Origin of the sequence: Lentzea tibetensis, from assembly GCF_007845675.1 — a bacterium.
Lineage (GTDB): Bacteria > Actinomycetota > Actinomycetes > Mycobacteriales > Pseudonocardiaceae > Lentzea > Lentzea tibetensis.
Map to the genome: position 1 here is coordinate 143,763 of NZ_VOBR01000005.1, position 21,503 is coordinate 165,265.

General features: G+C 69.7%; 22 protein-coding genes and 1 pseudogene. 12 read left to right on the forward strand and 11 right to left on the reverse strand.

Annotated features, from left to right (window positions below; translation table 11 throughout):
* Positions 1-20: 20 nt before the first annotated feature.
* The 5 genes and pseudogenes from FKR81_RS45960 to FKR81_RS09175 form a co-directional block, all read left to right on the forward strand.
* Positions 21-119: pseudogene (locus FKR81_RS45960) on the forward strand (hypothetical protein); the annotation flags it as partial.
* 208 nt (positions 120-327) lie between these two features.
* On the forward strand, positions 328-1,143 hold the full coding sequence (locus FKR81_RS09160) for an MFS transporter (protein WP_186762868.1): 816 nt from the start codon (positions 328-330) through the stop codon (positions 1,141-1,143).
* A gap of 4 nt (positions 1,144-1,147) precedes the next feature.
* Complete coding sequence (locus FKR81_RS09165) at positions 1,148-1,840, forward strand: arsenate reductase/protein-tyrosine-phosphatase family protein (RefSeq protein WP_146350540.1); 693 nt, start codon at positions 1,148-1,150, stop codon at positions 1,838-1,840.
* A 129-nt stretch (positions 1,841-1,969) separates the two neighbouring features.
* Positions 1,970-2,683: an aquaporin gene (locus tag FKR81_RS09170; protein ID WP_146350541.1), complete on the forward strand. Its 714-nt coding sequence runs from the start codon at positions 1,970-1,972 to the stop codon at positions 2,681-2,683.
* Positions 2,680-3,087: an arsenate reductase ArsC gene (locus FKR81_RS09175; protein ID WP_146350542.1), complete on the forward strand. Its 408-nt coding sequence runs from the start codon at positions 2,680-2,682 to the stop codon at positions 3,085-3,087. The genes FKR81_RS09170 and FKR81_RS09175 overlap by 4 nt, the downstream gene beginning before the upstream one ends.
* 4 nt (positions 3,088-3,091) lie before the next feature.
* Here FKR81_RS09175 and arsM read toward each other — a convergent pair whose 3' ends face one another.
* The gene (arsM, locus tag FKR81_RS09180; protein WP_146350543.1) at positions 3,092-3,991 is read right to left on the reverse strand and encodes an arsenite methyltransferase; all 900 of its coding nucleotides are present in this window, start codon (positions 3,989-3,991) and stop codon (positions 3,092-3,094) included.
* A gap of 78 nt (positions 3,992-4,069) precedes the next feature.
* Here arsM and FKR81_RS09185 point away from each other — a divergent pair, with 78 nt between their 5' ends.
* The gene (locus FKR81_RS09185; RefSeq protein WP_146350544.1) at positions 4,070-4,423 is read left to right on the forward strand and encodes an ArsR/SmtB family transcription factor; all 354 of its coding nucleotides are present in this window, start codon (positions 4,070-4,072) and stop codon (positions 4,421-4,423) included.
* Positions 4,424-4,537: 114 nt separating this feature from the next.
* Here FKR81_RS09185 and FKR81_RS09190 read toward each other — a convergent pair whose 3' ends face one another.
* Positions 4,538-5,869: an FAD-dependent oxidoreductase gene (locus FKR81_RS09190; RefSeq protein WP_146350545.1), complete on the reverse strand. Its 1,332-nt coding sequence runs from the start codon at positions 5,867-5,869 to the stop codon at positions 4,538-4,540.
* 98 nt (positions 5,870-5,967) lie between these two features.
* Between FKR81_RS09190 and FKR81_RS09195 the strand changes: the two genes are divergently transcribed.
* Entirely contained in the window at positions 5,968-6,804 is an 837-nt protein-coding gene (locus FKR81_RS09195; protein ID WP_146350546.1) for a helix-turn-helix domain-containing GNAT family N-acetyltransferase, read from the forward strand.
* A gap of 94 nt (positions 6,805-6,898) precedes the next feature.
* Here the strand turns inward: FKR81_RS09195 and FKR81_RS09200 are convergent, their stop codons facing one another.
* Positions 6,899-7,234: a YnfA family protein gene (locus FKR81_RS09200; protein WP_186762896.1), complete on the reverse strand. Its 336-nt coding sequence runs from the start codon at positions 7,232-7,234 to the stop codon at positions 6,899-6,901.
* A gap of 133 nt (positions 7,235-7,367) precedes the next feature.
* Positions 7,368-7,700, reverse strand: a complete 333-nt coding sequence (locus tag FKR81_RS09205) for a putative quinol monooxygenase (protein WP_146350548.1) — start codon at positions 7,698-7,700, stop codon at positions 7,368-7,370.
* Positions 7,701-7,850: 150 nt separating this feature from the next.
* On the opposite strand from FKR81_RS09205, the gene FKR81_RS09210 reads away from it, so the two are divergent.
* From FKR81_RS09210 to FKR81_RS43440, 3 genes are all read left to right on the forward strand, one after another.
* The gene (locus FKR81_RS09210; RefSeq protein ID WP_146350549.1) at positions 7,851-8,573 is read left to right on the forward strand and encodes a dienelactone hydrolase family protein; all 723 of its coding nucleotides are present in this window, start codon (positions 7,851-7,853) and stop codon (positions 8,571-8,573) included.
* A 6-nt stretch (positions 8,574-8,579) separates the two neighbouring features.
* Positions 8,580-9,188: a TetR/AcrR family transcriptional regulator gene (locus tag FKR81_RS09215; RefSeq protein ID WP_146350550.1), complete on the forward strand. Its 609-nt coding sequence runs from the start codon at positions 8,580-8,582 to the stop codon at positions 9,186-9,188.
* 97 nt (positions 9,189-9,285) lie between these two features.
* A complete protein-coding gene (locus tag FKR81_RS43440) occupies positions 9,286-9,684 on the forward strand; it encodes a hypothetical protein (RefSeq protein ID WP_186762869.1) in 399 nt (132 codons plus the stop codon).
* Between the two features lie 100 nt (positions 9,685-9,784).
* Here the strand turns inward: FKR81_RS43440 and FKR81_RS09225 are convergent, their stop codons facing one another.
* The 5 genes from FKR81_RS09225 to FKR81_RS09245 all read right to left on the reverse strand — a co-directional run bounded on the left by FKR81_RS09225 (position 9,785) and on the right by FKR81_RS09245 (position 15,585).
* On the reverse strand, positions 9,785-10,483 hold the full coding sequence (locus tag FKR81_RS09225) for an AfsR/SARP family transcriptional regulator (protein WP_186762870.1): 699 nt from the start codon (positions 10,481-10,483) through the stop codon (positions 9,785-9,787).
* An 83-nt stretch (positions 10,484-10,566) separates the two neighbouring features.
* Positions 10,567-11,025 (reverse strand): hypothetical protein, encoded by a 459-nt coding sequence (locus tag FKR81_RS09230; protein WP_146350553.1) that lies wholly within the window; start codon positions 11,023-11,025, stop codon positions 10,567-10,569.
* Between the two features lie 64 nt (positions 11,026-11,089).
* Positions 11,090-13,909 (reverse strand): ATP-binding protein, encoded by a 2,820-nt coding sequence (locus FKR81_RS09235; RefSeq protein WP_146350554.1) that lies wholly within the window; start codon positions 13,907-13,909, stop codon positions 11,090-11,092.
* Positions 13,910-13,970: 61 nt separating this feature from the next.
* Positions 13,971-14,573, reverse strand: coding sequence for a TetR/AcrR family transcriptional regulator (locus tag FKR81_RS09240; protein ID WP_186762871.1), 603 nt, complete (start codon positions 14,571-14,573; stop codon positions 13,971-13,973).
* A gap of 31 nt (positions 14,574-14,604) precedes the next feature.
* The gene (locus tag FKR81_RS09245) at positions 14,605-15,585 is read right to left on the reverse strand and encodes an NAD-dependent epimerase/dehydratase family protein (protein ID WP_146350556.1); all 981 of its coding nucleotides are present in this window, start codon (positions 15,583-15,585) and stop codon (positions 14,605-14,607) included.
* A 258-nt stretch (positions 15,586-15,843) separates the two neighbouring features.
* On the opposite strand from FKR81_RS09245, the gene FKR81_RS09250 reads away from it, so the two are divergent.
* Positions 15,844-18,630 carry an AfsR/SARP family transcriptional regulator gene (locus tag FKR81_RS09250; protein WP_235921433.1) on the forward strand — a complete coding sequence of 929 codons (2,787 nt, stop codon included), beginning with the start codon at positions 15,844-15,846 and terminating at the stop codon, positions 18,628-18,630.
* Between the two features lie 43 nt (positions 18,631-18,673).
* Here FKR81_RS09250 and FKR81_RS09255 read toward each other — a convergent pair whose 3' ends face one another.
* Positions 18,674-19,201, reverse strand: coding sequence for a hypothetical protein (locus tag FKR81_RS09255; protein ID WP_146350558.1), 528 nt, complete (start codon positions 19,199-19,201; stop codon positions 18,674-18,676).
* 91 nt (positions 19,202-19,292) lie between these two features.
* Entirely contained in the window at positions 19,293-20,300 is a 1,008-nt protein-coding gene (locus FKR81_RS09260; protein WP_146350559.1) for a helix-turn-helix transcriptional regulator, read from the reverse strand.
* A gap of 52 nt (positions 20,301-20,352) precedes the next feature.
* Between FKR81_RS09260 and FKR81_RS09265 the strand changes: the two genes are divergently transcribed.
* On the forward strand, positions 20,353-21,477 hold the full coding sequence (locus FKR81_RS09265; protein WP_146350560.1) for an epoxide hydrolase family protein: 1,125 nt from the start codon (positions 20,353-20,355) through the stop codon (positions 21,475-21,477).
* Positions 21,478-21,503: the final 26 nt, after the last annotated feature.

Sequence of the window (21,503 nt, forward strand, 5' to 3'; positions counted from 1 at the left end):
CCCTCGTCTTCGGCGGCCTGCTGCTCCTCGGCGCCCGCGCGGGCGACCTGCTCGGCAGGAGGCCGCTGTTCCTCATCGGTCTGGCGATCTTCGGCATCGCCTCGCTGCTCATCGGGATCGCGCCCACCGGCTGGTGGATCGTCGCCGCCCGCGGCCTTCAAGGAGTCGGCGGCGCCCTGACCGCCTGGGTCTCGTGGCGGGCGGCATTTCTCGTCAACGTCCCCATCGCCGCCCTCATGATCATCGCCGCTCGTCGCGTGCTCGCCGAGACCGAACGCCGTCCAGGCAGCTTCGACCTCCTCGGGGCCCTCTGCGCCACCCCTCGGCATGAGCGCCCTGGTTTTCGGCATCGTGGAATCCACCGAACGCGGATGGACCGATCCGATCACCCTCGCCGCGCTGACCGCCGCGGCACTGCTGCAGGCGACGCTGGTCCTGCACGAGGCACGCGCACCTCAGCCGATCATGCCGTTGCGGCTTTTCCGCCACCGCGAACGAAGCGGCGCCTACGCCACCCGCCTGCTCTACATGGGCGCGATGATCGGCTTCTTCTACTTCACCACCCAATACCTGCAAGACGCCCTCGGATTCACCCCGCTGCAGGCAGGACTCGGGTTCCTCCCGATGACCGCGGTCAACTTCGCCGTCGCCATGGCCATCCCGCGCCTGACCCGGCGCATCCCCGGCCCCCTGTTGCTGCTCGCCGGAGTCATCACGACCCTCACCGGAATGCTCTGGCTCAGCCGCCTCGACCCCGCCGGCGCCTACCTGGAGACCGTCGCGCTGCCGATGCTGCTCATCGGCGCCGGCCAAGGACTCGCCTTCGCACCCATGACCAGCGCAGGCATCTCCGGCCTGTCCTCCGAGGACGCCGGAGCCGGTTCCGGCCTGATCAACACCGCCCACCAACTCGGCATGGCACTCGGACTCGGCGTCCTCGTCACCATCTCCGCCTCCACCGGGATCATCAACAGCCCGGCTGATGTCGCCGACCACGTCAGGACCGCGATCACCGGATCATCCGCACTGCTCGGGCTCGCCCTCGTCGTGGTGCTGCTCGTGGTCGTCCCAGTCGCGCGGATCCATGCTGGTCCTCAGGAGCGCGACGGAGTTGACGTCGAGGACTACCTCAACGATAATTGAGTCAATGAACGTTGAGTGGTCTTCCTCGGTGATCGAGCGAGCGCGGCTGCACGCGGCGCTCGGTGAACCCGCGCGGCTGGCGATCGTCGACCGTCTGCTGCTCGGTGACGCCTCTCCCGGCGAGATCGGCAAGTTGCTGGGTCTGCCCAGCAACTTGCTGGCGCACCACGTGAAGCTGCTCGAACAGGTCGGCGTGCTCGAGCGTTCTCGCTCAGAGGGCGATCACCGCCGCAACTACCTCCGCCTCCGGCCGGACGCGCTGACCGGCCTGGCACCGGTGGGCTCGCTGCGCGCCTCGCGGGTGGTGTTCGTCTGCACCCACAACTCGGCACGCTCGCAACTCGCCACCGCCCTGTGGAAGCGCCGCAGCACTGTCCCGGCTGCCTCAGCCGGCACCGAGCCGGCCCAGCGCGTCCACCCGTTGGCCGTCGCCGCGGCCCGCGAGCACGGCCTGTCGCTCGCCAGGGCGCGCACCTCCCACATCAGCGACGTGCTGCGCCCCGACGACCTCGTCGTCGCCGTCTGCGACAACGCCCACGAACACCTCGACAGCCACGACGACCGGCTGCACTGGTCCGTCCCCGACCCGTCCCGCGTCGGCACCGACGACGCCTTCGACCGCGCTCTACGTGATCTCGCCGACCGGGTCGACCGGTTGGCACCCGCTGTTCACCACACCGGAGAGAGCGATGGCTGAGACCCACCAACGCCGGGCGCAGCCAGATGGCTCGGCTTCTTCCAGCACCTCGCTGGTGACCGGGCCGTCGCCTGGCCGGGGGTTCCGAACCGGGTCGAGCTCGCAACTCACGTGCACAAGGGAGTGTTGATGACGCGCAGGTTGGCTGCCGAGTTCCTCGGCAGCATGCTGCTGGCCGCGCTGGTGATCGGCTCGGGCATCGCAGCCCAGCGCCTGTCGCCAGGTGATGTCGGTCTGCAGCTGCTGGAGAACGCGGCCGCGACGGCTGCCGGGCTGTACGCGCTGATCCTGATCTTCGGGCCGGTCAGCGGTGCTCACTTCAACCCGGTGGTGTCGCTGGTCGACGCGGCGTTCGGCGGGGTGTCGTGGCGTGACGCGCTGACCTACGTGCCCGCGCAGGTGATCGGCTGCATCACCGGCGCGGTGCTCGCGAACGTCATGTTCTCCGCGCCTGCCGTCAGCATCAGCACCACCGAACGCGCCACGGTCGCGCACGGGGTGTCGGAGGTCGTCGCCACGATCGGACTGCTGCTGGTGATCTTCTCGCTCGCGCGGTCCGGTCGGGCCGACCGCGCCCCGGCCGCGGTCGGTGCCTACATCGGTGCGGCGTACTTCTTCACCAGCTCCACCAGCTTCGCCAACCCGGCCATCACCATCGGCAGGATGTTCAGCGACACCTTCGCCGGCATCACACCCGCGTCCGTGCTCCCGTTCATCGGCGCCCAACTGGTCGGCGGCGTGCTGGCCGTGGCGCTCCTGCGCCTGCTCTACCCGGACGTCACGGCCGGCCAGGCCGCGGACGTCGTGCTCCCCCACCCGGCAGAACTGAAGGGACGACCGTGACGACCAAACCAGAGGTGCTGTTCGTCTGCGTGCACAACGCGGGCCGCTCGCAGATGGCCGCCGCGCTGCTGCAGCACTACGGGCTGGGCCGGATCGCGGTGCGTTCCGCGGGTTCCGCGCCCGCCGAGAAGGTCAACCCCGCCGCCGCCGGGGCGCTCGCCGAGTGGGGACTGGACATCACCGCCGAGGTGCCGTCGAAGCTGACCACCGAAGACGTCGAGGCGTCCGACGTGGTGATCACCATGGGGTGCGGTGACACCTGCCCGGTGTTCCCCGGCAAGCGTTACCTCGACTGGCAGCTCGACGACCCGGCGGGCCAGGGCCTGGAGGCGGTGCGGCCGATCCGCGACGAGATCGACCGCCGAGTCCGCGGTCTCGTGGCCGAACTGCTCGATCAGGGCTGACATCTCAGCCTTGGCAGCCGCACCCGGCGGCTGCCTTGGCCTGAGCCGCGGTGACACCAGGATCAACGGGCTGTTCGCCGGGCGTGCAGCACGCGTTGACACCGCAGCACGCCTCTTCGCTTTGTGGCGCAACGGTTTCGTGTGCGGATTCCGCGCCGATCGGCTTGGTGGCGTGGACGATCGCGGAGTGCATGCCATCAACGGCCTCGAACGTCGTCGTGATTTCGACGTCGGCGAAGCCGGCGGCCAGCAGGCCTTCGCGGTACTCGGTGAAGGTGAGGGCTCCGGCGATGCAGCTGACGTACGAACCCCGCTCAGCTCGCTCAGCGGGCGTGAGGTGGTCGTCGGCGACGACGTCGGCGACGCCGACGCGGCCACCGGGACGAAGCACGCGGAACGTCTCGGCGAACACAGCGGGCTTGTCGACGGACAGGTTGATGACGCAGTTGGAGATCACGACGTCGATCGTGTTGGAGGGCAACGGGATCGCCTCGATGGTGCCCTTCAGGAACTCGACGTTGGTGGCACCGGCCTTGGCTGCGTTGGACAAGGCCAACGCGAGCATCTCGTCGGTCATGTCCAGGCCGTAGGCCTTGCCGCTCGGGCCGACCCGGCGCGCCGAGAGCAGCACGTCGATGCCACCACCGGAGCCGAGGTCGAGCACCCGCTCACCCTCACGGAGTTCGGCGACCGCGATGGGGTTGCCGCACCCGAGAGACGCGGCGACGGCCTCGGCGGGCAGCTCGTCGCGTTCGGTCGCCGCGTAGAGGCCGGCGCCGAAGCCGGCGTCCACGTCCACGGCCTGCGGCCCGCAGCACCCGCCCCCTCCCTCCGTCACGGCGGTCGCCGCGGCGGCGTAGCGGGCGCGAACGGTCTCCCGCAGGTCGACGCTCTGCTCACTCATCTGTGCGCACCTCCAGGCTGTATTGAAGTCTGTCTATGCAATGTTGCGCCCACGCCGACGGACAGTCAATATTGAAAGATGTCGAAGCAAGAGGGCGGCTGCTGCGAGGGCCTGTCGGACGCGCCGCTGGCCGAGGATCAGGCAGTCGAGCTGGCGACGATGTTCAAGGCGCTCGGCGACCCGGTGCGCCTGCGACTGCTGTCGCTGATCGCCTCTCAGCCCGACGAGGTCTGCGTCTGCGAGCTCACGCCGGCGTTCGAGCTCTCCCAGCCGACGATCTCCCACCACCTCAAGGTGCTTCGCCAGGCCGGCCTGGTCGAGTCCGAGCGGCGCGGCACGTGGGTGTACTACCGAGTGCGCCCGGAGACCACCGACAGGCTGGCCGCCGTGCTGGCCACCGCGACCGGCGATCGGCGCGTCGCCGCGCTGTAGCTCACGCCAACGGCTTCGCGATCGGCATGCTCGCGGTCGAGAGCACAGCCGCCAACGCTCCGATCACGCCCAGCACGACGAACACCGCCCAGGTAGCCGGGCTGCGCCATGGTGTCAGCGGGCACTGGGCGCGAGGCCGATCGTCACGTCGACCGACTCCGACGCACCGCAGCAGCCCCCGGAGTTCTTCACCTCGTCCGGGGCGTCGAACACGCCGGCTCCACCGCACACTCCGGTCTCCGGCAGCACGAGCTCGACCCGTCCGGCCGACTCGTGGTCGCCCGCGATCGCGGCAACCACAGAACGGGCCTGCTCGTAGCCGGTGAGCGCGAGGAACGTCGGCGCGCGGCCGTAGCTCTTCATGCCGACCAGGTAGACGCCCGGCTCGGGGTGCCGCAGTTCAGCTTCGCCGTGTGGGTAGACGGTGCCGCAGGAATGGACGTTCGGGTCGATCAGCGGTGCCAGCTCGGTCGGCGCCTGCAGCACCGGGTCGAGGTCGAGCCGGATCTCCGACAGCCACGACAGGTCCGGCCGGAACCCGGTCAGCACAACAACTTCGTCGATGCCCTCAACTCGGTGGCCGTCGAACGACTCCAGCGTCAGACTGCCGTCCGCCGTGCGCTCGACATGCGCGGTGCGGAATCCGGTGACGGTCTCGATGTGCCCGGCCTCGGCGGCCTTCTGGGCCCGCAGCCCCAACGCGCCGCGCGCGGGCAGCTGGTCGGCTTCTCCCCCACCGAACACGTTGCCGACCGCACCGCGGCGCAGCAGCCACACGATCTTCGTGCCGGGTTCCCGCTCGGCGAGGTCGGCCAGCGCCACCAGCGCGGTCAGGGCGGAGTGCCCGCTGCCTGCGACTGCGATCCGCTTGCCCGCGTATCGCGCCCGTTCCACCGCGAGGTCCGGCACGCGGTAGTTGATCCGCGCGGCCGAGGCGTGCTCCCCCACCGCTGGAAGGCCGTCACCGCCAAGAGGGTTCGGCGAGCCCCACGTACCGGACGCGTCGACCACCGCTCGCGCTGTGAGCCGCTCCTCGCCGTCAGCGGTCCGCACGTGCACGGTCAGCGGCTCGTCCTCGCGGCCGGCGTCGACCACCCGGTCACGGCCGCGCCGCGCGACACCGACAACGCGCACACCGAACCGCACCCGGTCACCGAGGGCGTCGGCCAGCGGCCTGAGGTAGAGGTCGGCCCACTCCGCGCCGGTCGGATAGGTGCCACCGTCGGGACGCACCCACCCGGCCCGAACCAGCAGCCGCTCCGCCGCCGGGTCGACCAGCTCGCTCCACCGCGAGAACAACCGGACGTAGTTCCACCGAGACACGGCGGCACCCGCCCGGTCGCCCGCTTCCAGCACGAGCACCTGCTCGCCCCGTTCGACCAGGTGCGCCGCCGCAGACAAACCCGCAGGCCCGGCACCTACCACGACGACTGGCAACTCGCTCACGACACACCCCTTGTATCGACAGATTTCGAATCAACACGAGGGACTGTATCGACGGGGATCGATTGACGCAACCATCGATTTGTGTCGATACTTCAGTCATGACGACGACAGCGGCCTCGCCGGCCGTGCTGCCCACTGACGACGCCGCGACCTACGCGGACTGGTTCGCGTGCCTCGCCGAGCCGACCCGTGTGCGGCTGCTGCACGCGGTCGCGACCGCTGGACGCGCGATGACCGTCGGCGAGCTGACCGAGTTGCTCGGCATCAGCCAATCGACGTGCTCGCACCACGTGCGCAAGCTGGCGGAGGTCGGTTTCGTGCGAGTGCACAAGGAAGGCACCGCCACGCACGTGAGCGTGAACCCGTCCTGCTGCACCGGCCTCCCCCACGCGGCCGACGTCGTCATGGGCGTGCTCGCACCCCGCCCGTGCTGCCCGGACAACCTGCCGCTCGACGTGACCGTCCGCGCGATGCGCGACGACGACTGGACCGCCGTGCGCCGCATCTACGCCGAGGGCATCGCCACCGGCGACGCCACGTTCGAAACCGAAGTCCCCCCACGCAGAGCGCTCGACGCCAAGTGGCTGCGCGACCACCGCTGGATCGCCGAAGTCGACGGCTCGGTCGCAGGCTGGGCTGCAGCCACACCAGTGTCCACACGGGACTGCTACGCGGGCGTCGCCGAGCATTCCGTCTACGTCAGCGCCGACCACCGCGGCCGAGGTGTTGGCAAAGTCCTGCTGCACAAGCTGGTCACCGCCGCCGATGACGCAGGTCTGTGGACTTTGCAGACCTCGATCTTCCCCGAGAACCGCGCCAGCCTCGCCCTGCACCACGCCGCGGGCTTCCGCACCCTCGGCGTCCGCGAACGCATCGCCCAACACCACGGCGTGTGGCGCGACACCGTCTTCCTCGAACGCCGCGCAGCGAGCTGACTCCGGGAGCCTCAGGAACGGACGGACCGCGCTGCTGATCTCACACCGCCACAACACTGTTCGCGATTGACATCAGCCGCGCATTGACCCGGTATCAGCCCCTGGGGGCGTACATGATCACGGCGACACCGAGCAAGCAGATGCCCGCGCCGGCGTAGTCCCAGCGATCGGGCCGGAAGCCGTCCAGCACCACACCCCAGGCCAGGGAGCCGGCCACGAAGACTCCGCCGTACGCGGCCAGAATCCGGCCGAAGTTCGGATCCGGCTGGAACGTCGCGACGAACCCGTACGCGCCCAGCGCCAGCACACCCGCCGCGATCCACAACAGACCTCGGTGTTCCCGCAACCCTTGCCACACCAGCCAAGCGCCGCCGATCTCCGCCACCGCAGCCAGCACGAACAAGGACACCGAGCGCAGAACCGTCATGATCCGGCAGTGTGACAGCCACAACTGTCACCGGCGCACCGATGCCTCCGTCGGTGCCGAACCACCAAGCACGTGCCAACCGCGGCGACGACCTCGACCGCCGACACGAGTTCCCGAGCTCAGCGGGACGCTCGAGTCACGTGCGCGGCGGTACTTCCAGCTCGCCCAGCGCTGACCAGCCGTCCTGGTCCACCGGGGTGCTCACGATCCGCGGCGTCTCCGCCAGGTACTGGGGCAGCTCGGCTTGCGCGGCCTTGAAGTGTTGCGACTGCACGTGCGCACCGCCCGCGTCGCCGTCGCGGAACGCCTCGACGAGCACGTACTCGGTGGCGTCGTCGAGGCTGCGCGACCAGTCGAACCACAGGCAGCCGGGTTCGGCTCGGGTGGCTTCGGTGAACGGCCGGGAGATGTCCGGCCAGCGTTCCGCGTACTCGGGCAGTACGCGGAACTTGGCGGTGATGAAGATCATGACGGCCTCCTTCGCGTGATCTCTCCGAGCGTAGCGCGGGGCACCGATCCAGCCCATCCAAGCGGAAACGATCGGTTGCGTTATGCGACTTCGGTGGCTACCGTCGCGATCAAGCGCTACCGATCGTTTCCGTTTGAGCGGGAGACACCAATGGCCGACCTCGACCTGTCCGGACTCGCCGCCCAGCACGGTGGATCCCCCACTCTCCGCGGTTACTTCGCCACCCCACCAGGTGAGGGGCCCTGGCCCGGCGTGGTGCTGATCCACGAGATCTTCGGAATCGACGACGCGATGCGCCGGCACGCTGACCGGCTCGCGAGCCTCGGTTACCTGACCCTCGCCGTCGACCTCTACAGCGAGGGCGGCGCCCGCCGGTGTCTGGTGTCGACGATGCGGGCGATGCTGAAAGGCAGCGGCCGGGCGTTCACCGACATCGAGGTCGCGCGCCGGCACCTGGCCGGATCCGAGCGCTGCACCGGGAAGATCGGCGTCATCGGTTTCTGCTTGGGCGGCGGGTTCGCATTGCTGAACGCACGAGCCGGGTTCGACGCCGCGGCCGCCAACTACGGGCAGCTGCCCAAGGACCTCGACCAGGTGCTGGTGGGCGCATGTCCGATCGTCGGCACCTTCGGCCGTCGCGACCTCACGTTGCGAGGCGCCGCCGCGAAGCTGGAGACAGCGCTCACGAACGCCGGGATCCCGCACGACGTCAAGGAATACCCTGACGCGAACCACGCCTTCCTCAACGACACCGAGAACGGCCCGCGACTGCTGCGCCCGCTCGCGCGCATCGCCGGGTTCGGCCCGGAACCGGACTCGGCGGCGGACGCGTGGAAGCGCATCGACGCCTTCTTCGGCGCCCACCTGAGGTGAGCGGTCATGCCCAGACTCAGCGACAAGACCCGCGCGGACCGTCGGCAGCACATTCTCACGAGCGCGTGGAAGTGCTTCTCCCGCAACGGCTTCCACGCAACCTCCATCGACGACGTGATCGCCGAGACCGGCATGTCCTCCAGTGCGGTCTACCGCTACTTCCGCAGCAAGGACGAGATCATCGAGGCGACGTCCGAGGAAGGGCTCGCCCGCGTGCGCGGGATGTTCGTCGCGATCCTCGACCTCGACCCGTGCCCCTCCCCAGCCGAGACGGTGGCCCTGCTGGCCGGCGAACTGGACAGGAAGGCGACCCACCCGGACTACGACATGACGCGCATCGCGCTGCAGGGCTGGGCTGAAGCGCTGCGCAACCCGCGCCTGCTCGAGCGCGCCCGCACGATCTACGCCGACACGCTCGGCCACGTCGACGAACTGGCCCGCCGCTGGCGCACCGACGGCCACCTGCCCGCGGACGCGGACACCCGCGCCGCGGCGGTGACGCTGTTCTCCCTGATGCCCGGACTGATCGTCATGCACCACCTCGTCGAAGACGTGCCCGCCGAGACCCTCCACACCGGACTTTCCCTGCTCGGCGCCGGTTTAGCACGCGGGTGACAGCGCAGTGTGCTTGATGTGAATTCGCCACGTGTTCCTCTGTTCAGCGTCAAAGCGGACCGATTTCCTCGAACCGCGACGAGCTGAAGGAGAAGACATGACTCGCTGGCGCTACGTCCTGCCGGTCGCATCGATTGCCGCCCTGCTCTTCGGAGGCGTTCACACGGCCACCGCAAGCCCGGTGGACACCACAATGTCCCTCGACACCGCATCGATCAGTTCAGTTGGACCGCTCGACGCTTCCGGGTGCAGCCTCAAAACGTGCATCAAGGTGACGGGAAACGCGGCCGGCTACACCACGAGCGGTAGCGGATCCGGCTTCTGCGGCCACATCCGGGTGTGGGGGCCGAGAATGGTCCACGACGGCCCGTTCGGGTGCAACCCGGCGGCTTCCGGCAGCGGCTGGGGAACCGGGACGACCTGCGCCGAGGGCTGGGAACACATGCCTGACGGCAGCTACCAGTCCCGCGGGCGCGCCTGCAAGGACGTGCGCTGACCCCAGCACCTTCCGCGGCACGGGCCAGCACCTGACCGAAAGGTGCTGGCCCGTCCATTTCTCCGGCAGAGAAAGAATGGCTCACCTGTCGAGAGCACGATCACGCCGACCGCGTCGGGGTGGCGTCCGAGGAAAGCCCCGGGTCACCGGCGAGAATTCTGCGCTGGAGTGCCTGGAGTTCACGGCCGGGATCGACGCCGACCTCCTCGGAGAGCCGGGCAGCGGCCGTTCGATAGACCGCCAGCGCCTCGGCCTGTCGCCCGCAGCGGTACAGCGCCAGCATCAGCTGCGCCCAGAACCGCTCCCGCAACGGGTACTCCCGAGTCAGCGTGGTGAGTTGAGCGATGACGTGTCCCTCGTGGCCCAGGTGCAGCCGGGCGTCCATCCAGCTCTCCACCGCGTGCAGCCGCTCCTCCACCAGCGTGGGAACGCTGTCGCGGAGCAGCGATTCGGCGGTGAGGTCGGACAGCGGCTGACCTCGCCACAGCGCCAGGGCATGACCGAGCAGATCGGCACGCTCAGCGGGCCCGCGAGCCAGGGCCGCCCGATCGACCAGTCGGCGAAACCGGGTGAGATCGAGCTGGGTCGGGTCCAGCTCGATCAGGTATCCGCACGCGGTCGTGCGGATCAACCGCCTCGACGGGTGTTCACCAAGAGCGCGTCGCAGCCTGGAAACGCAGGTCTGCACCGCCGATCTGGAATGCGCGGGCGGGGATTGACCCCACAGGTAGTCGACGATTTCCGGCAACGTCGCTTGATGATTGGCGCGCAGCAACAACACGGTCAACAGGGTGCCCACCCGACCGACCGGAATCGGAACTGCCCGCTGACTGTCGAGGACCTGCAACGGTCCGAGTATCCGGAACTCCATCCCACACCCCCTCACAGTTTACGCCATGCATCACAGGTGGACTCACCCTCGCCATTGCACACTCTCGCTCTGACGACCGGGAATTCCTTGCGATTCACCGCCCAGGAGAGATGACTGAACCTGCCCATTCCAGAAGCGGTCCCCAGCAAGACCGTCTCACCATCGAAAGTGCCGTCAGGCGTGGGGATCCCGTACTGAATCCAAGCGTGAGCCGCCTTGTCGTCGTCCGCGGTGTCTTCAACGTACGAGCCGGCCCCTATGGTCAGGAAGTCCTTGTGCACAGTGACGTTGAAACGGGCCTTGGCGCCCGCGGCCGAGCTCTCGACCGACAGATTCGTCGCCTCACAAGTACGAGGATCGTATTCAGGATTGGATGGAAAGCAGATGGCGTGCGCCACCCCCGGCACACCGGCAAACGTTCCCGTCATGATCAATACGACTGACCACCGAGCAAAACTTCTGGATGCCATGAAATCCCCCGAGGGTGCGCTCGCGAGTTAATGTGACATCGGTCTACCAGCCCCGTTGCGGGGCCTACAAGCAACTCGGACGATCCCGGACAGACTCGGCTAGCAGCCCTCGGACCTCACCGGCTTCCGGTGTGCCGACCTCGTCGAACACCTCGAGCGCCTCCTGCCAGCACAGCTGGGCCGCGTCGAGGCCTTCGGTGACGGACAGGGCTCGCCCGTGGGTGAGCAGCGTCCGGGCGAGGCCCAGCCGGTACCCGGTCCGCCGATGGATCTCGATCGCCTCGCGACCCGCTTCGGCGGCCCTGCTGTGCTCGCCACCGGCGAAGTGGATGTCGGCGAGCACCTTCAGCGCCTGTCCTTGCAGGATCCGGTGTCCGAGGTCGCGTGCCAGCACGAGCGACTCCTGCGCGTGGTCCAGTGCCGACGCGAGGTCGCCGGACGCCAGGCAGGACGCGGCGAGCTCGATGAGCGCATCGGCCTCGCCGTGCTGGTGACCGATCTGCCGGGCGGTGCGCAGCGCGCTGGAGAGCCCTTCGCGGTCTTCGCGCACCGCGGCGACCGTGATCCGAACGTCGACCCCGATTCGGGTGATGTCGCTGTCGAGGGTGAGTCCGAGGGCCTGTTCGGCGCAGTCGAGAGCCGGACCTGGCCTGCCGGCGTCCCGGTGCAACCTCGCGAGATCGTCGAGCGCGACGGCCTCGCTGACCCGAGCGTCCCCCGCGTGGTTGAGGTGCTGGGCTTGGCTGAGGCATTCGGCTGCGGACTCGAGCCGTCCGAGGTAGCGGTAGACCACGCCGAGTGTGCCCAAGGCGTTCGCGGCGCGGTGGAGCTCCCCTGCCGCGCGCCGCATCGCCACTGCCGCTTCGAGATGAGCAGCCGCTTCAGCGAGCCTGCCGAGCCGCAGACAGGTGAGCCCGAGGTTGCCGAGCGCGCGTGCTTCCTGGGGAGTGTCGCCTTGCTCTTGGTAGTAGCCGAGTTCCTGGAGATGACAGTCGGCGGCTCGGTCCAGCGCACCTAGTTCAGCGCAAACGGACCCGAGGTTGCCCAACGCGCTGATCTCCCCGAGACGATCACCGCCCTGACGGCTGATCTCAACGGCTCGCTGGAAGTGTTCGGCCGCCGCACGATGATCGTCAACGCTCCAGTGGGCGGTGCCGAGCGACAGGTGCATGGCCGAGACGGCGCGGAGATCTTCACCGCTTTCCGCGGCTCCGAGGCCGGCCTGAGCCACCGCCAGCCAGTCCACGGCGCTTCGACGCAGCCAGTAGTAGCCGCGCAGCGCGTCGGCGAGCAGCCACGCCACCGGCCCGTGCCCACGGGCCGCAGCGCTGTGGATCACGGCGGCGAGGTTGACCCGCTCGGCGTCCAGCCACGTCAACGCCGTCGCGTCGTCCGCGAAGGTCAACGGCCGCACATCTGGATCACGCGGAGGCGCGGGCAGCCGGAGGAAGTCCGGCCGGACGATCTCCACGGCTGCGATCGCGGTGTGCAGGTACCACCCGTGCAGCCGGCGCAACGCCGCATCGCGCACCGGTGCCTCGTCCTCGACCTGGGCGCGTTCGTTCGCATACAGCCGAAGGAGATCGTGCTGACCGCATCTCGTCTGCGCCGTCAGTTCGACGAGGTGCGCCCCGGCCAACGTCCGCAGCAGACGATCGGCTTCGGAGTCGGAAGAGCCGGTGAGCGCGGCCGCGGCCGATGCGGTCAGCTCTGGACCAGGAGCCATCCCGATCCACCGGAACAACCTCCTGGCCAACGGGTCGAGCGCGGCGTACGACAGGTCGAAGGCCGCCTTGACCGCGGTTTCCTCGTCGTCCTCGACAGCGAGCGCCGCCAGCCTGTTCCCCTCGGCCAGCTCGGACACGTAGCTCTCAACAGTCTGTTGTGGACTGTCGATGAGCTTGGCCGCGGCGATCCGGAGCGCCAACGGGAGGTAGCCGCACAGCCGAGCGAGCTCCGCGGCGGCAGCTTCCTCGCGAAGCACCCGCTCCGGTCCCAGCACGGCGATCAGCAATGCCGGCGCTTCTTCGGACGTGAGGACTTCCAGTGCCAGCCGGTGCGCGCCTTCACGAGCCACCAGACCGGTGAGCCGATCCCGGCTGGTCACCAAGGTCAGGCACTCCCGGCCTCCTGGCACGAGCGGCCGCACCCGTGCGACGTCCGACGCGTTGTCCAGCAGCACCAGAACGCGTTTGCCGGAGGTGACCGAGCGGTACATGCCCACCAGGGCATCGAGTTCCACCGGGATGTTCTCGTCTGACACGCCGAGCGCCCGCAGCAGCAGTGCCAACGCTTGTTCCGGCGTCATGGCTTTGTCCGGCGAATAGCCGCGCAGATTCAGATACAGCTGTCCGTCCGGAAACCTGTTGACCACCTGGTGCGCCCAGTGAAGTGCGAGCGCGGTCTTTCCCACGCCGGCCGTGCCGGAGATGATCGTGATTCCAGGCGACGGTGAACCACTGGCGGAGCCGGCGGGTTCCAGCAGCGCGTTGAGCTCCTTCAGATCCCTCGTGCGACCGACGAACCCGGCTGCCACCGCGGGAAGTTGCCGTGGCGCGGACACCGATGGCGCTGCCTGCTCCGGAGGTGCGACGGCGCCTGCCTGCAGCCGCCGCCACACCGCCTCCCACCGGGGCGCGTCCTGGTCGGTCACGCCGCATGCCCGCACGAATCCGCGCAGGACCTCGAACGAGGGCAGGTGGTGTCGTTTGACGTTCAGGGCGTCCGCGACGGTGCTGCGCGGAAGTCCCGAACGCCGTTCCAACTGGCGCAGCGAAGGATTGCCGGCCCAGATCTTCAGCAGGCGCAGCTGATTGGCGAACTCCTGCACCGTGCGCACGGCCGACGGATCGGGCGCCGCCTCAGGCTGCGCGTCGTCGGCCATCCGGCATCCTCACGTCGACGACATGGTGCAGTGCCGACAGCCTAGCCAACGAGCGACCGCGTCACGTCCCGTTCGAGCCCGGCCGGAGGCAGTGGGTCTCGGCGAGCGTCGTCAGCTGAGCCGCGACGTCGTGCAACGGCTGGACGCTCTGCTGGACCCGGCACAACACCAAGGCGCCTTCGAGGCTCGCCAGCATGGTCACGGCCAGACCGGGCACGACCGCACCCGGCACGGAGTACGCGTGCAAAGCGGCCGCGACCGCCGCGAGCCAGGCGTCGTAGGCGCCACGAAGCGCTGCCGTGAGCACATGGGAGGCGGGTGCCGTGTCCAGCGCCATCGTGGTGATCGGGCAGCCGTCCGTGAACTGGGACTCGGTGAGCTCCGCGGCGAAGTGCGCCACGACCGAGTCGATCCACTCTCGGAGAGTCGCGCTTTCCTGTTGTGCGGCCGTGATGAGCTCCGGGATCGTCCTCGCCGAGACCTCGACGGCGGCGACCGCGATCTCCTCCTTCCCGCCGGGGAAGAGGAAGTACACCGACCCCCGCGGCGCACCGCTGGACTCGATGATCTGCGCGAGGCCGCTGCCGTGATAACCCTGCCTGCGCAGCAGGACGCGGGCGGCCTCCACGATCTTGTCCCTGGAGTCGGATCGTGGTCTGGGCACAGCGGGGTTCTCCGTTCGCAACCGCAGCCGGTCAGCGGCTTTCTACCACGCCGAACTCGCGGAGTCCGTCCACACGCGACTTCACCGGGACGTAGCCGAGTTCCTGCCGCGCCTTGGTGATGTCGATCGTGCACTGCTGGCTGGACAGCCACAGGGTCATGTAGTCCAGCGGCGGGGCACCGGCCAGGCGCAGACCGCGCCACAACGCCTCACCGGCACCGGTCATCGCGGTCGCCAGGCCGACGGGCACCGAGGTCGTCGGTGCGGCGACGCCCCTGGTGGCGAGCAGATCGGCGATGAAGTCGCGGAAGACCACCGGCTCGCCGTCGGTCACGAAGTACGCCTCACCCGGCCTGCCCCGGTCGGCCGCGAGCACGAGGCCTTCCACCGCGTTGTCGACGTGCGTGGCATCGGTCAGGTGGCGGCCACCGCCCAGCCAGGCGAACCGGCGCGACCGGACGGCCGCCACCAGCTCGGGGAGCACGGTGGTGTCGCCCGCTCCCCACACGAACCTCGGACGGAGGACGACTGTCTCCAGGTCCGGCCCGTTCGCGTCGCGGACGACCGTGTCGGCCGCCGCCTTGGTGGCCGCGTAGAACGAACGCGAGTCCGGTCTGACCGGCGTGGTCTCGTCCACGTCCACCAGCGGAGAGCCCGCCATCAACGCGGCTTCGGACCCGACGTGCACGAGCCGCCGGACACCGGCGGCCCGGCACGCCTCGACGACGTTGGAGGTGCCGTCGACGTTGTCGGCCCAGAACACCTCGCGGCTGCCGTGCCGGGTCGTGCGGGCGGCGCTGTGGAACGCCAGCTCGCATCCCGACGCCGCCGCACGCAGACCGGCCACGTCCGACAGGTCACCCCTGACCGGCTCCGCTCCGAGCGCCGACACCCGCTCCGCCGCGCGGTCACTTCTGGCGAGCGCGCGAACCCGCACTCCGTCCGCGACCAGACGTTCGATCAGCCGGCCACCGACGAAGCCCGACCCACCCGTCACCAGTGCTGTGCTCATACCATCACCTTATCAGTAGACCGACCGACATAGTTACTGAAGAGAGCGGAACCAGCGCAGGTGGTGACGCGTCGGACCGGCACGCGACGAACAACCGGTTCTCGCGCGCCGGGACCATCGCGACAGTTGTGCAGAACCAACTAGCTATCACGAGTTTTCGCCGTATCTACCGTCGCGTGGCGGCGCGTCGCTACCCTGCCCCGTCAGGCGCCGATGTGTCTTCTTCTCACGATCGGAGGAACCATCAGCGGGTTGAGCGTGCGGGTGCTGGGTCCACTGGAGCTGTGGCGGGACGAGGCTCAGGTGGAGCTCGGTGGCGTGAAACAGCGGGCGTTGCTGGCGCATCTGGCCTTGAACGCCAACAGGGGCGTGTCGGTCGACCAGCTCGTCGAGGTGCTCTGGCCTGCCGGGGCTCCCCGCTCGGTCGTGGCGAACATCCGCACCTACGTGTGGCAGCTGCGGCAACTGCTGGACACAGATTCGAGTTCGCCTCGCCTGCGCACGCACGGCGCCGGTTACGTGCTGGTGGTGTCACCGCACGAGGTCGACGCGCTGCACTTCGCGGAGCTGGTCGAGTCCGCTCGGGTCGAGCCGAGTCCGGTGGCGGCGCTGGAGGTGTTGCGGCGCGCGGAGTCGTTCTGGCGCGGACAGCCGCTCGAGGACCTGCCCGCGTCCAGCAGCTGGTCACCTGTTCTCGCCCGATTAGCCGAGTCCCGCCTGGCCGCGACCGAGCAACGGCTGGCGCTGCAGGTCTCGCTCGGCGAGAGTGCCGCCGCGATACCGGAACTGCGTGCGCTGCTGTCCGCGCACCCCTATCGGGAGAGCGTCTGCCTCCAGTTGATGATCGCCCTGCGGCGCGCAGGCCGGCAGGTCGAAGCGCTGCAGGTGTACACGGGCATGCGCGATCGGCTGACCGACGAGCTCGGCCTCGAGCCGGGAACTGAGCTCCGCGAGGCCCACCTGGCGGTCCTTCGCGGTGACGACGAACCCGCGGCCGCGCGGCCGTCCACGCCGATCCACCAGCTGCCCCCGGCGATCTCCGACTTCAGCGGACGGGCGACCCAGACGGCGCGGCTGGTCGAGGTGCTGCGGACGAGCGCGTCCGTCTCGGTGCCCGTGGCCGAGGTGACCGGACCGCCAGGGGTCGGGAAGTCGACGCTGGCGGTCCGCGTGGCGCACGAGGTGCGCGACCACTTCCCCGACGGTCAGCTGTACGTCGATCTCGCAGGCACCGCGGACGATCCACGTGATCCGGGTGACGTGCTCGGTGAGCTGCTGCACGCGTTCGGCGTCAACGGAGCGGGCCTGCCCGCCGGTGTCCCGGCGCGGGCGGCGTTGTACCGCTCCCTGCTCGCCGGGCGCCGGGTGCTCGTCCTGCTCGACGACGCGGCGTCGGTCAGTCAGGTGGCGCCGCTGCTGCCCGCCGATCCCGGCTGCGGTGTCCTGGTCACCAGTCGGCGCAGGCTGACGGATCTGCCGGGGGCCAGCCACCTCGAGCTGCGGCCGTTCCACCCGGACGAGGCGGCCGAGCTCCTGGCCATGATCGCGGGCCGGGACCGGATCACCGCGGAGCCGGAGGACGCGGCGGCGATCGCGCGGGCGTGCGGTCACCTGCCGCTGGCCATCAGGGTGGCAGGCGCCCGGCTGGCCGGACGTGGTGGCTGGTCGCTGCGGGTGCTGCGCGAGCGGTTGATCGACGAGTCGACGCGGCTGCGCGAGCTGCGGTCCGGTGAACTGGCCGTGCGGGCCAGCTTCGACCTCAGCGTGCGTCAGCTGCCCGCCGACGGGCTGCGCGCGTTCGTGCTGCTGGCGTTGCTGGGACCGCACGACGTACCCGGTTGGGTCGTCGACGCGTTGCTCGACCAGCGGGACGCCGACCAGCTCGTCGACCAGCTGGTCGACGCGAACCTGCTCGGCTCGCCCGGCACCGACCGCATCGGCCAGCCCCGGTACCGGCTGCACGACCTGCTGCGCTGCCACGCTCGCGAGCTCGCGGACCGGCTGCCCGGCGGAGAGTCCCTTGCCGCACTGGAAAGAACGCTGCGCGGCTGGCTGTGGCTGGAGGGACAGGCCGCGGCACGTCTGCCCGCCACCTTCGGTGCGACCATCGCGGACCGCGGCGGGTGGGCGCTCGATCCGGGACGCGCCCGGCACCTGCTGTCCGACCCGGTGGAGTGGTTCGTCGCCGAGCGGCGCACGGTGTGCGGTGCCGTCGACCTCGCCGCCGACGCCGGTCTGGACGACCTGGCGTGGCGGCTCGCCGCGACGGCCGTGCCGTTCTTCGACCTGCACAGCCACTACGAGGACTGGGCTCGTACGCACTCGCGAGCGTTGCAGGCCTGCCGCGCGGCGGGCAACAAGGCCGGAGAGGCCGCGATGGCGCGTGGTCTCGCCCAGGTCCACATCTATCGCAACGAGTTCGACGAAGCTGAACGGGAGATGCTCGACGCGCACCGGCTGTACGGCGAGACCGGCGACGAACGCGGTGAGGGGATCGCGCTGGCCGGTGTCGGCACCGTGTGCCGCCTCCGGGCCGAGAACGAGCGGGCGATGCGCTGCTACGAGCAGAGCCTGCGGAAACTGGAGTCCGCCGATGACCGGCACTCCATCGCCCAGGTGCGCGCCTCGATCGGCTCGATCCACACCGCGCTCGGTGACCTCGAGCAGGGCAGGACCTGGTTGACCAGCGCACTGGAACTGGCGAGAGCCATCGGCGACGCACACCGGGAAGCGCTGGTGCTGTGCAGGCTCGCCGCCCTGCACCGCCAGGCCGGTGAGCACGACGTCGAGCTCGACCACGCCCGCCGCGCCGTGTCGATCCTCGAGGAGCTGACCGACGAACGCTGCACCGCCTTCGCCCGTCTCGAGCTCGCCGAGGCGTTGATCCCCGCGGGGAAGCACGATGCCGCGCGCGAGCTGGTGCACCGGGCGCTCGCCACGTACCGCAAGTCCGGCAACAAACAGGGCGAGCCCGCCGCACTGCGCACGCTGGCGCGGGTGGCACTCGCGGAGGGCGCCCGCGCGGCCGGTGCGCCCACCACGTGAGCCGGTGCCGCCACTGGGACGGCACCGGCTCACGACACGCGAATCAGTTGCTGTTGCCCGGCTTCCAGCCGAGGTAGCTCCCGAAGTAGCCGGTCGAGGTGGCGTGGCCGATCCGCCCGTTCACCCCGGTCGACCAGAAACCGCCGTTGCCGTCGGCGACACCGACGTGCCCCCACTGGCTGATGTTCCAGAACACGAACGCACCCTTCGGCGGCGTGCCCGTGGTGTGCCGCGCGCCGTCCGAGGACCGCCAGTGATCGATCGCCGAAGCGTGATGCGTGCTGCGGGCCCACGCGAGACGCACCGCGCGCTCGCAGTAGTGCTCGTACGCCGTGCTCCCCCTGCGGTCGGAGAACCACTTCACCGCGCCCGCCGCGGTCTGCTGAACGGTGACCTCGCCATCGGGCGCCGACGCCGTGGCGGTGTCCTCCAGCCAGGGCTGCGCGATGTCGGCCGCACTGACACCGACGCGAGCGTCGTCGACCTGGTCGGCGACCGCGGGCGCCGCGGTCGCGATCAGGGCCGCCCCCACCACGCCGACGACCGCACCGATCACTTTGCTGAACCGCATGAACATCCCCTCTCGAACAGGACTTGATGCTCACGCAGCCTGGCGGCGCGACGTCTACGGCTGATACATCGCCGATACACGGCGGCACGGGCTACTCGACCGCGCGGGCGTAGCGCCTGCTGAGAACGCGGAAGTGCTCGACCAGGCCCGGCGGCTCGGTGACGCGGACGTCGAAGCCGAGCATCCCGACGTAGACGGCGATGAGCTCCAGGCTGTCCGCTCCGGTCACGAGCACCGACGTCGACTCGTCGACCGCCTCCACCACGCCGACGGTCGCGTTGATCCGCGCCAGCACGTCCTCCGCCGGCGCGAACACGGTGATCCGCGCGTGCACCTTCCAGCCGGCGGTGGCGACGTCGCGCAGCACGAAGCCCGTGTAGTCGCCGCCGGGGAACGGGACCGGCGTGTACCGGCGGCCGGTCGCCATCCGCAGCGAGAGCCAGTCGACGCGGTAGGTGTGCCACGCGCCCGTCTCCGGCCCCCGTGCGACGAGGTACCAGTGCCGTTCCCAGCTCACCAGCCGGTACGGCTCCACCAGCACCGGCCAGTCCCCGAACGGAGCCGAGGCGTCGTTGCGCCGCGGCGCGTCGTCCTCGCGATCCGGGGCCGTGTAGTCGAACCGGAGCAGCTCCGAGTCGCGGACGGCCGCCGCGATCGTGGCCAGCACCGCCGCGTCCACCACCGGGTCCTCGACGTTGCTGCCGGTGTTCGCCGGCCCCTCCGACATCGCCTGGTGCAACGCGGTCACCTGCCGCCGCAGCCGATTCGGCAGCACCTGCTCGAGCTTCGTCAACGCTCGTGCGGCGCTGTCCTCGATACCCGCGACGCCGCGTCCGGCCCGCAGCCCGATCGCGACCGCCACCGCTTCTTCATCGTCGAGCAGCAGGGGTGGCAGCTTCGCCCCGGCGCCCAGCCGGTAGTACCCGGCGGGCCCGCGCACGGCTTCGACCGGGTAGCCGAGCTCGCGCAGGCGGTCGACGTCGTTGCGGATCGTCCGCCCGCTGACGTTCAGCCGCTCGGCCAGCTCCGACCCCGGCCAGGCCGGTCGCGACTGCATCAGCGCCAGCAGGGCGAGGAGCCGGGACGAAGTTTCGAGCACTTCCTGACTATATAGGAAGCAAGTGTTCCTATACGGGTTTTACCGTAGTGCCATGACGAACACGGAGATCCGCCCCTTCCGCATCGACGTTCCCCAGGCCGAGCTGGACGACCTCGACGAGCGCCTCGCCCGCACCCGGCTGCCGCAGCCCGCGCCCACCGACGACTGGGAGTACGGCACCCCGAACAGCTACCTCAGCGAGACCGTCGAGTACTGGCGGACCAAGTTCGACTGGCGGGCGCAGGAAGCCCGGATGAACGAGCTCCCGCACTACCTCACCGAGATCGACGAGCAGACCGTGCACTTCATCCACGTGCCGTCGAAGGAGGAGAACGCGACCCCGTTGCTGCTCCTGCACACCTACCCCGGCTCGTTCGCCGACTTCCTCGACATGATCGGCCCGCTCACCGACCCGGTCGCCCACGGTGGCGACGCGGCGGACGCGTTCTCGGTCGTCGTGCCGTCGATTCCCGGATTCGGTTACAGCACACCGCTCGTCGGCCGCGGCTGGACGATGCGGAGGGTCGCGGAGACGTTCGACAAGCTGATGCGGCGCCTCGGGTACGACTCCTACGGCGCGCACGGCAGCGACGGCGGCGCGATGATCTCCCGCGAGCTCGGCCTGATGGATCCGGAGGGTTTCCTCGGCCTGCACGTGCTGCAGCTGTTCTCGTTCCCCTCCGGCGACCCGGCGGAGTTCGAGAAGCTCGAGCCGAAGGACTACGCCGCGCTCGAGCACATGCAGTGGTTCCAGTCCGTCGGCGGCTACAACCAGATGAACGGGACGCGCCCGCAGACCGTCGCCGCCGGCATCGCCGACTCGCCGGTCGGGCAGCTGGCCTACAGCGAGCTGTTCAACAACTTCGGCAACGGGACAAGCCTGGTGTCGACCGAGCAGATCCTGACCCAGGTCTCCCTCTACTGGTTCACGAACACCCAGGCGACCGCGGGGCGCTACCACTTCGAGGAGACGAAGGCGGCGCGCGAGCCGGAGGTGAACCCGTCGCGAACCGGGGTCGCCGTCTTCACGGACGACTTCAAGACGATCCGCGCGCTCGCCGAGCGGGACAACTCCAACATCGTGCACTGGTCGGAGTTCCCCGACGGCGGACACTTCGCGGCGATGGAACGCCCGCTCGTCCTCGTCGGCGATCTGCGGACCTTCTTCCGCTCCTGACGCACATCGCGGTCCGCGTACGTCGA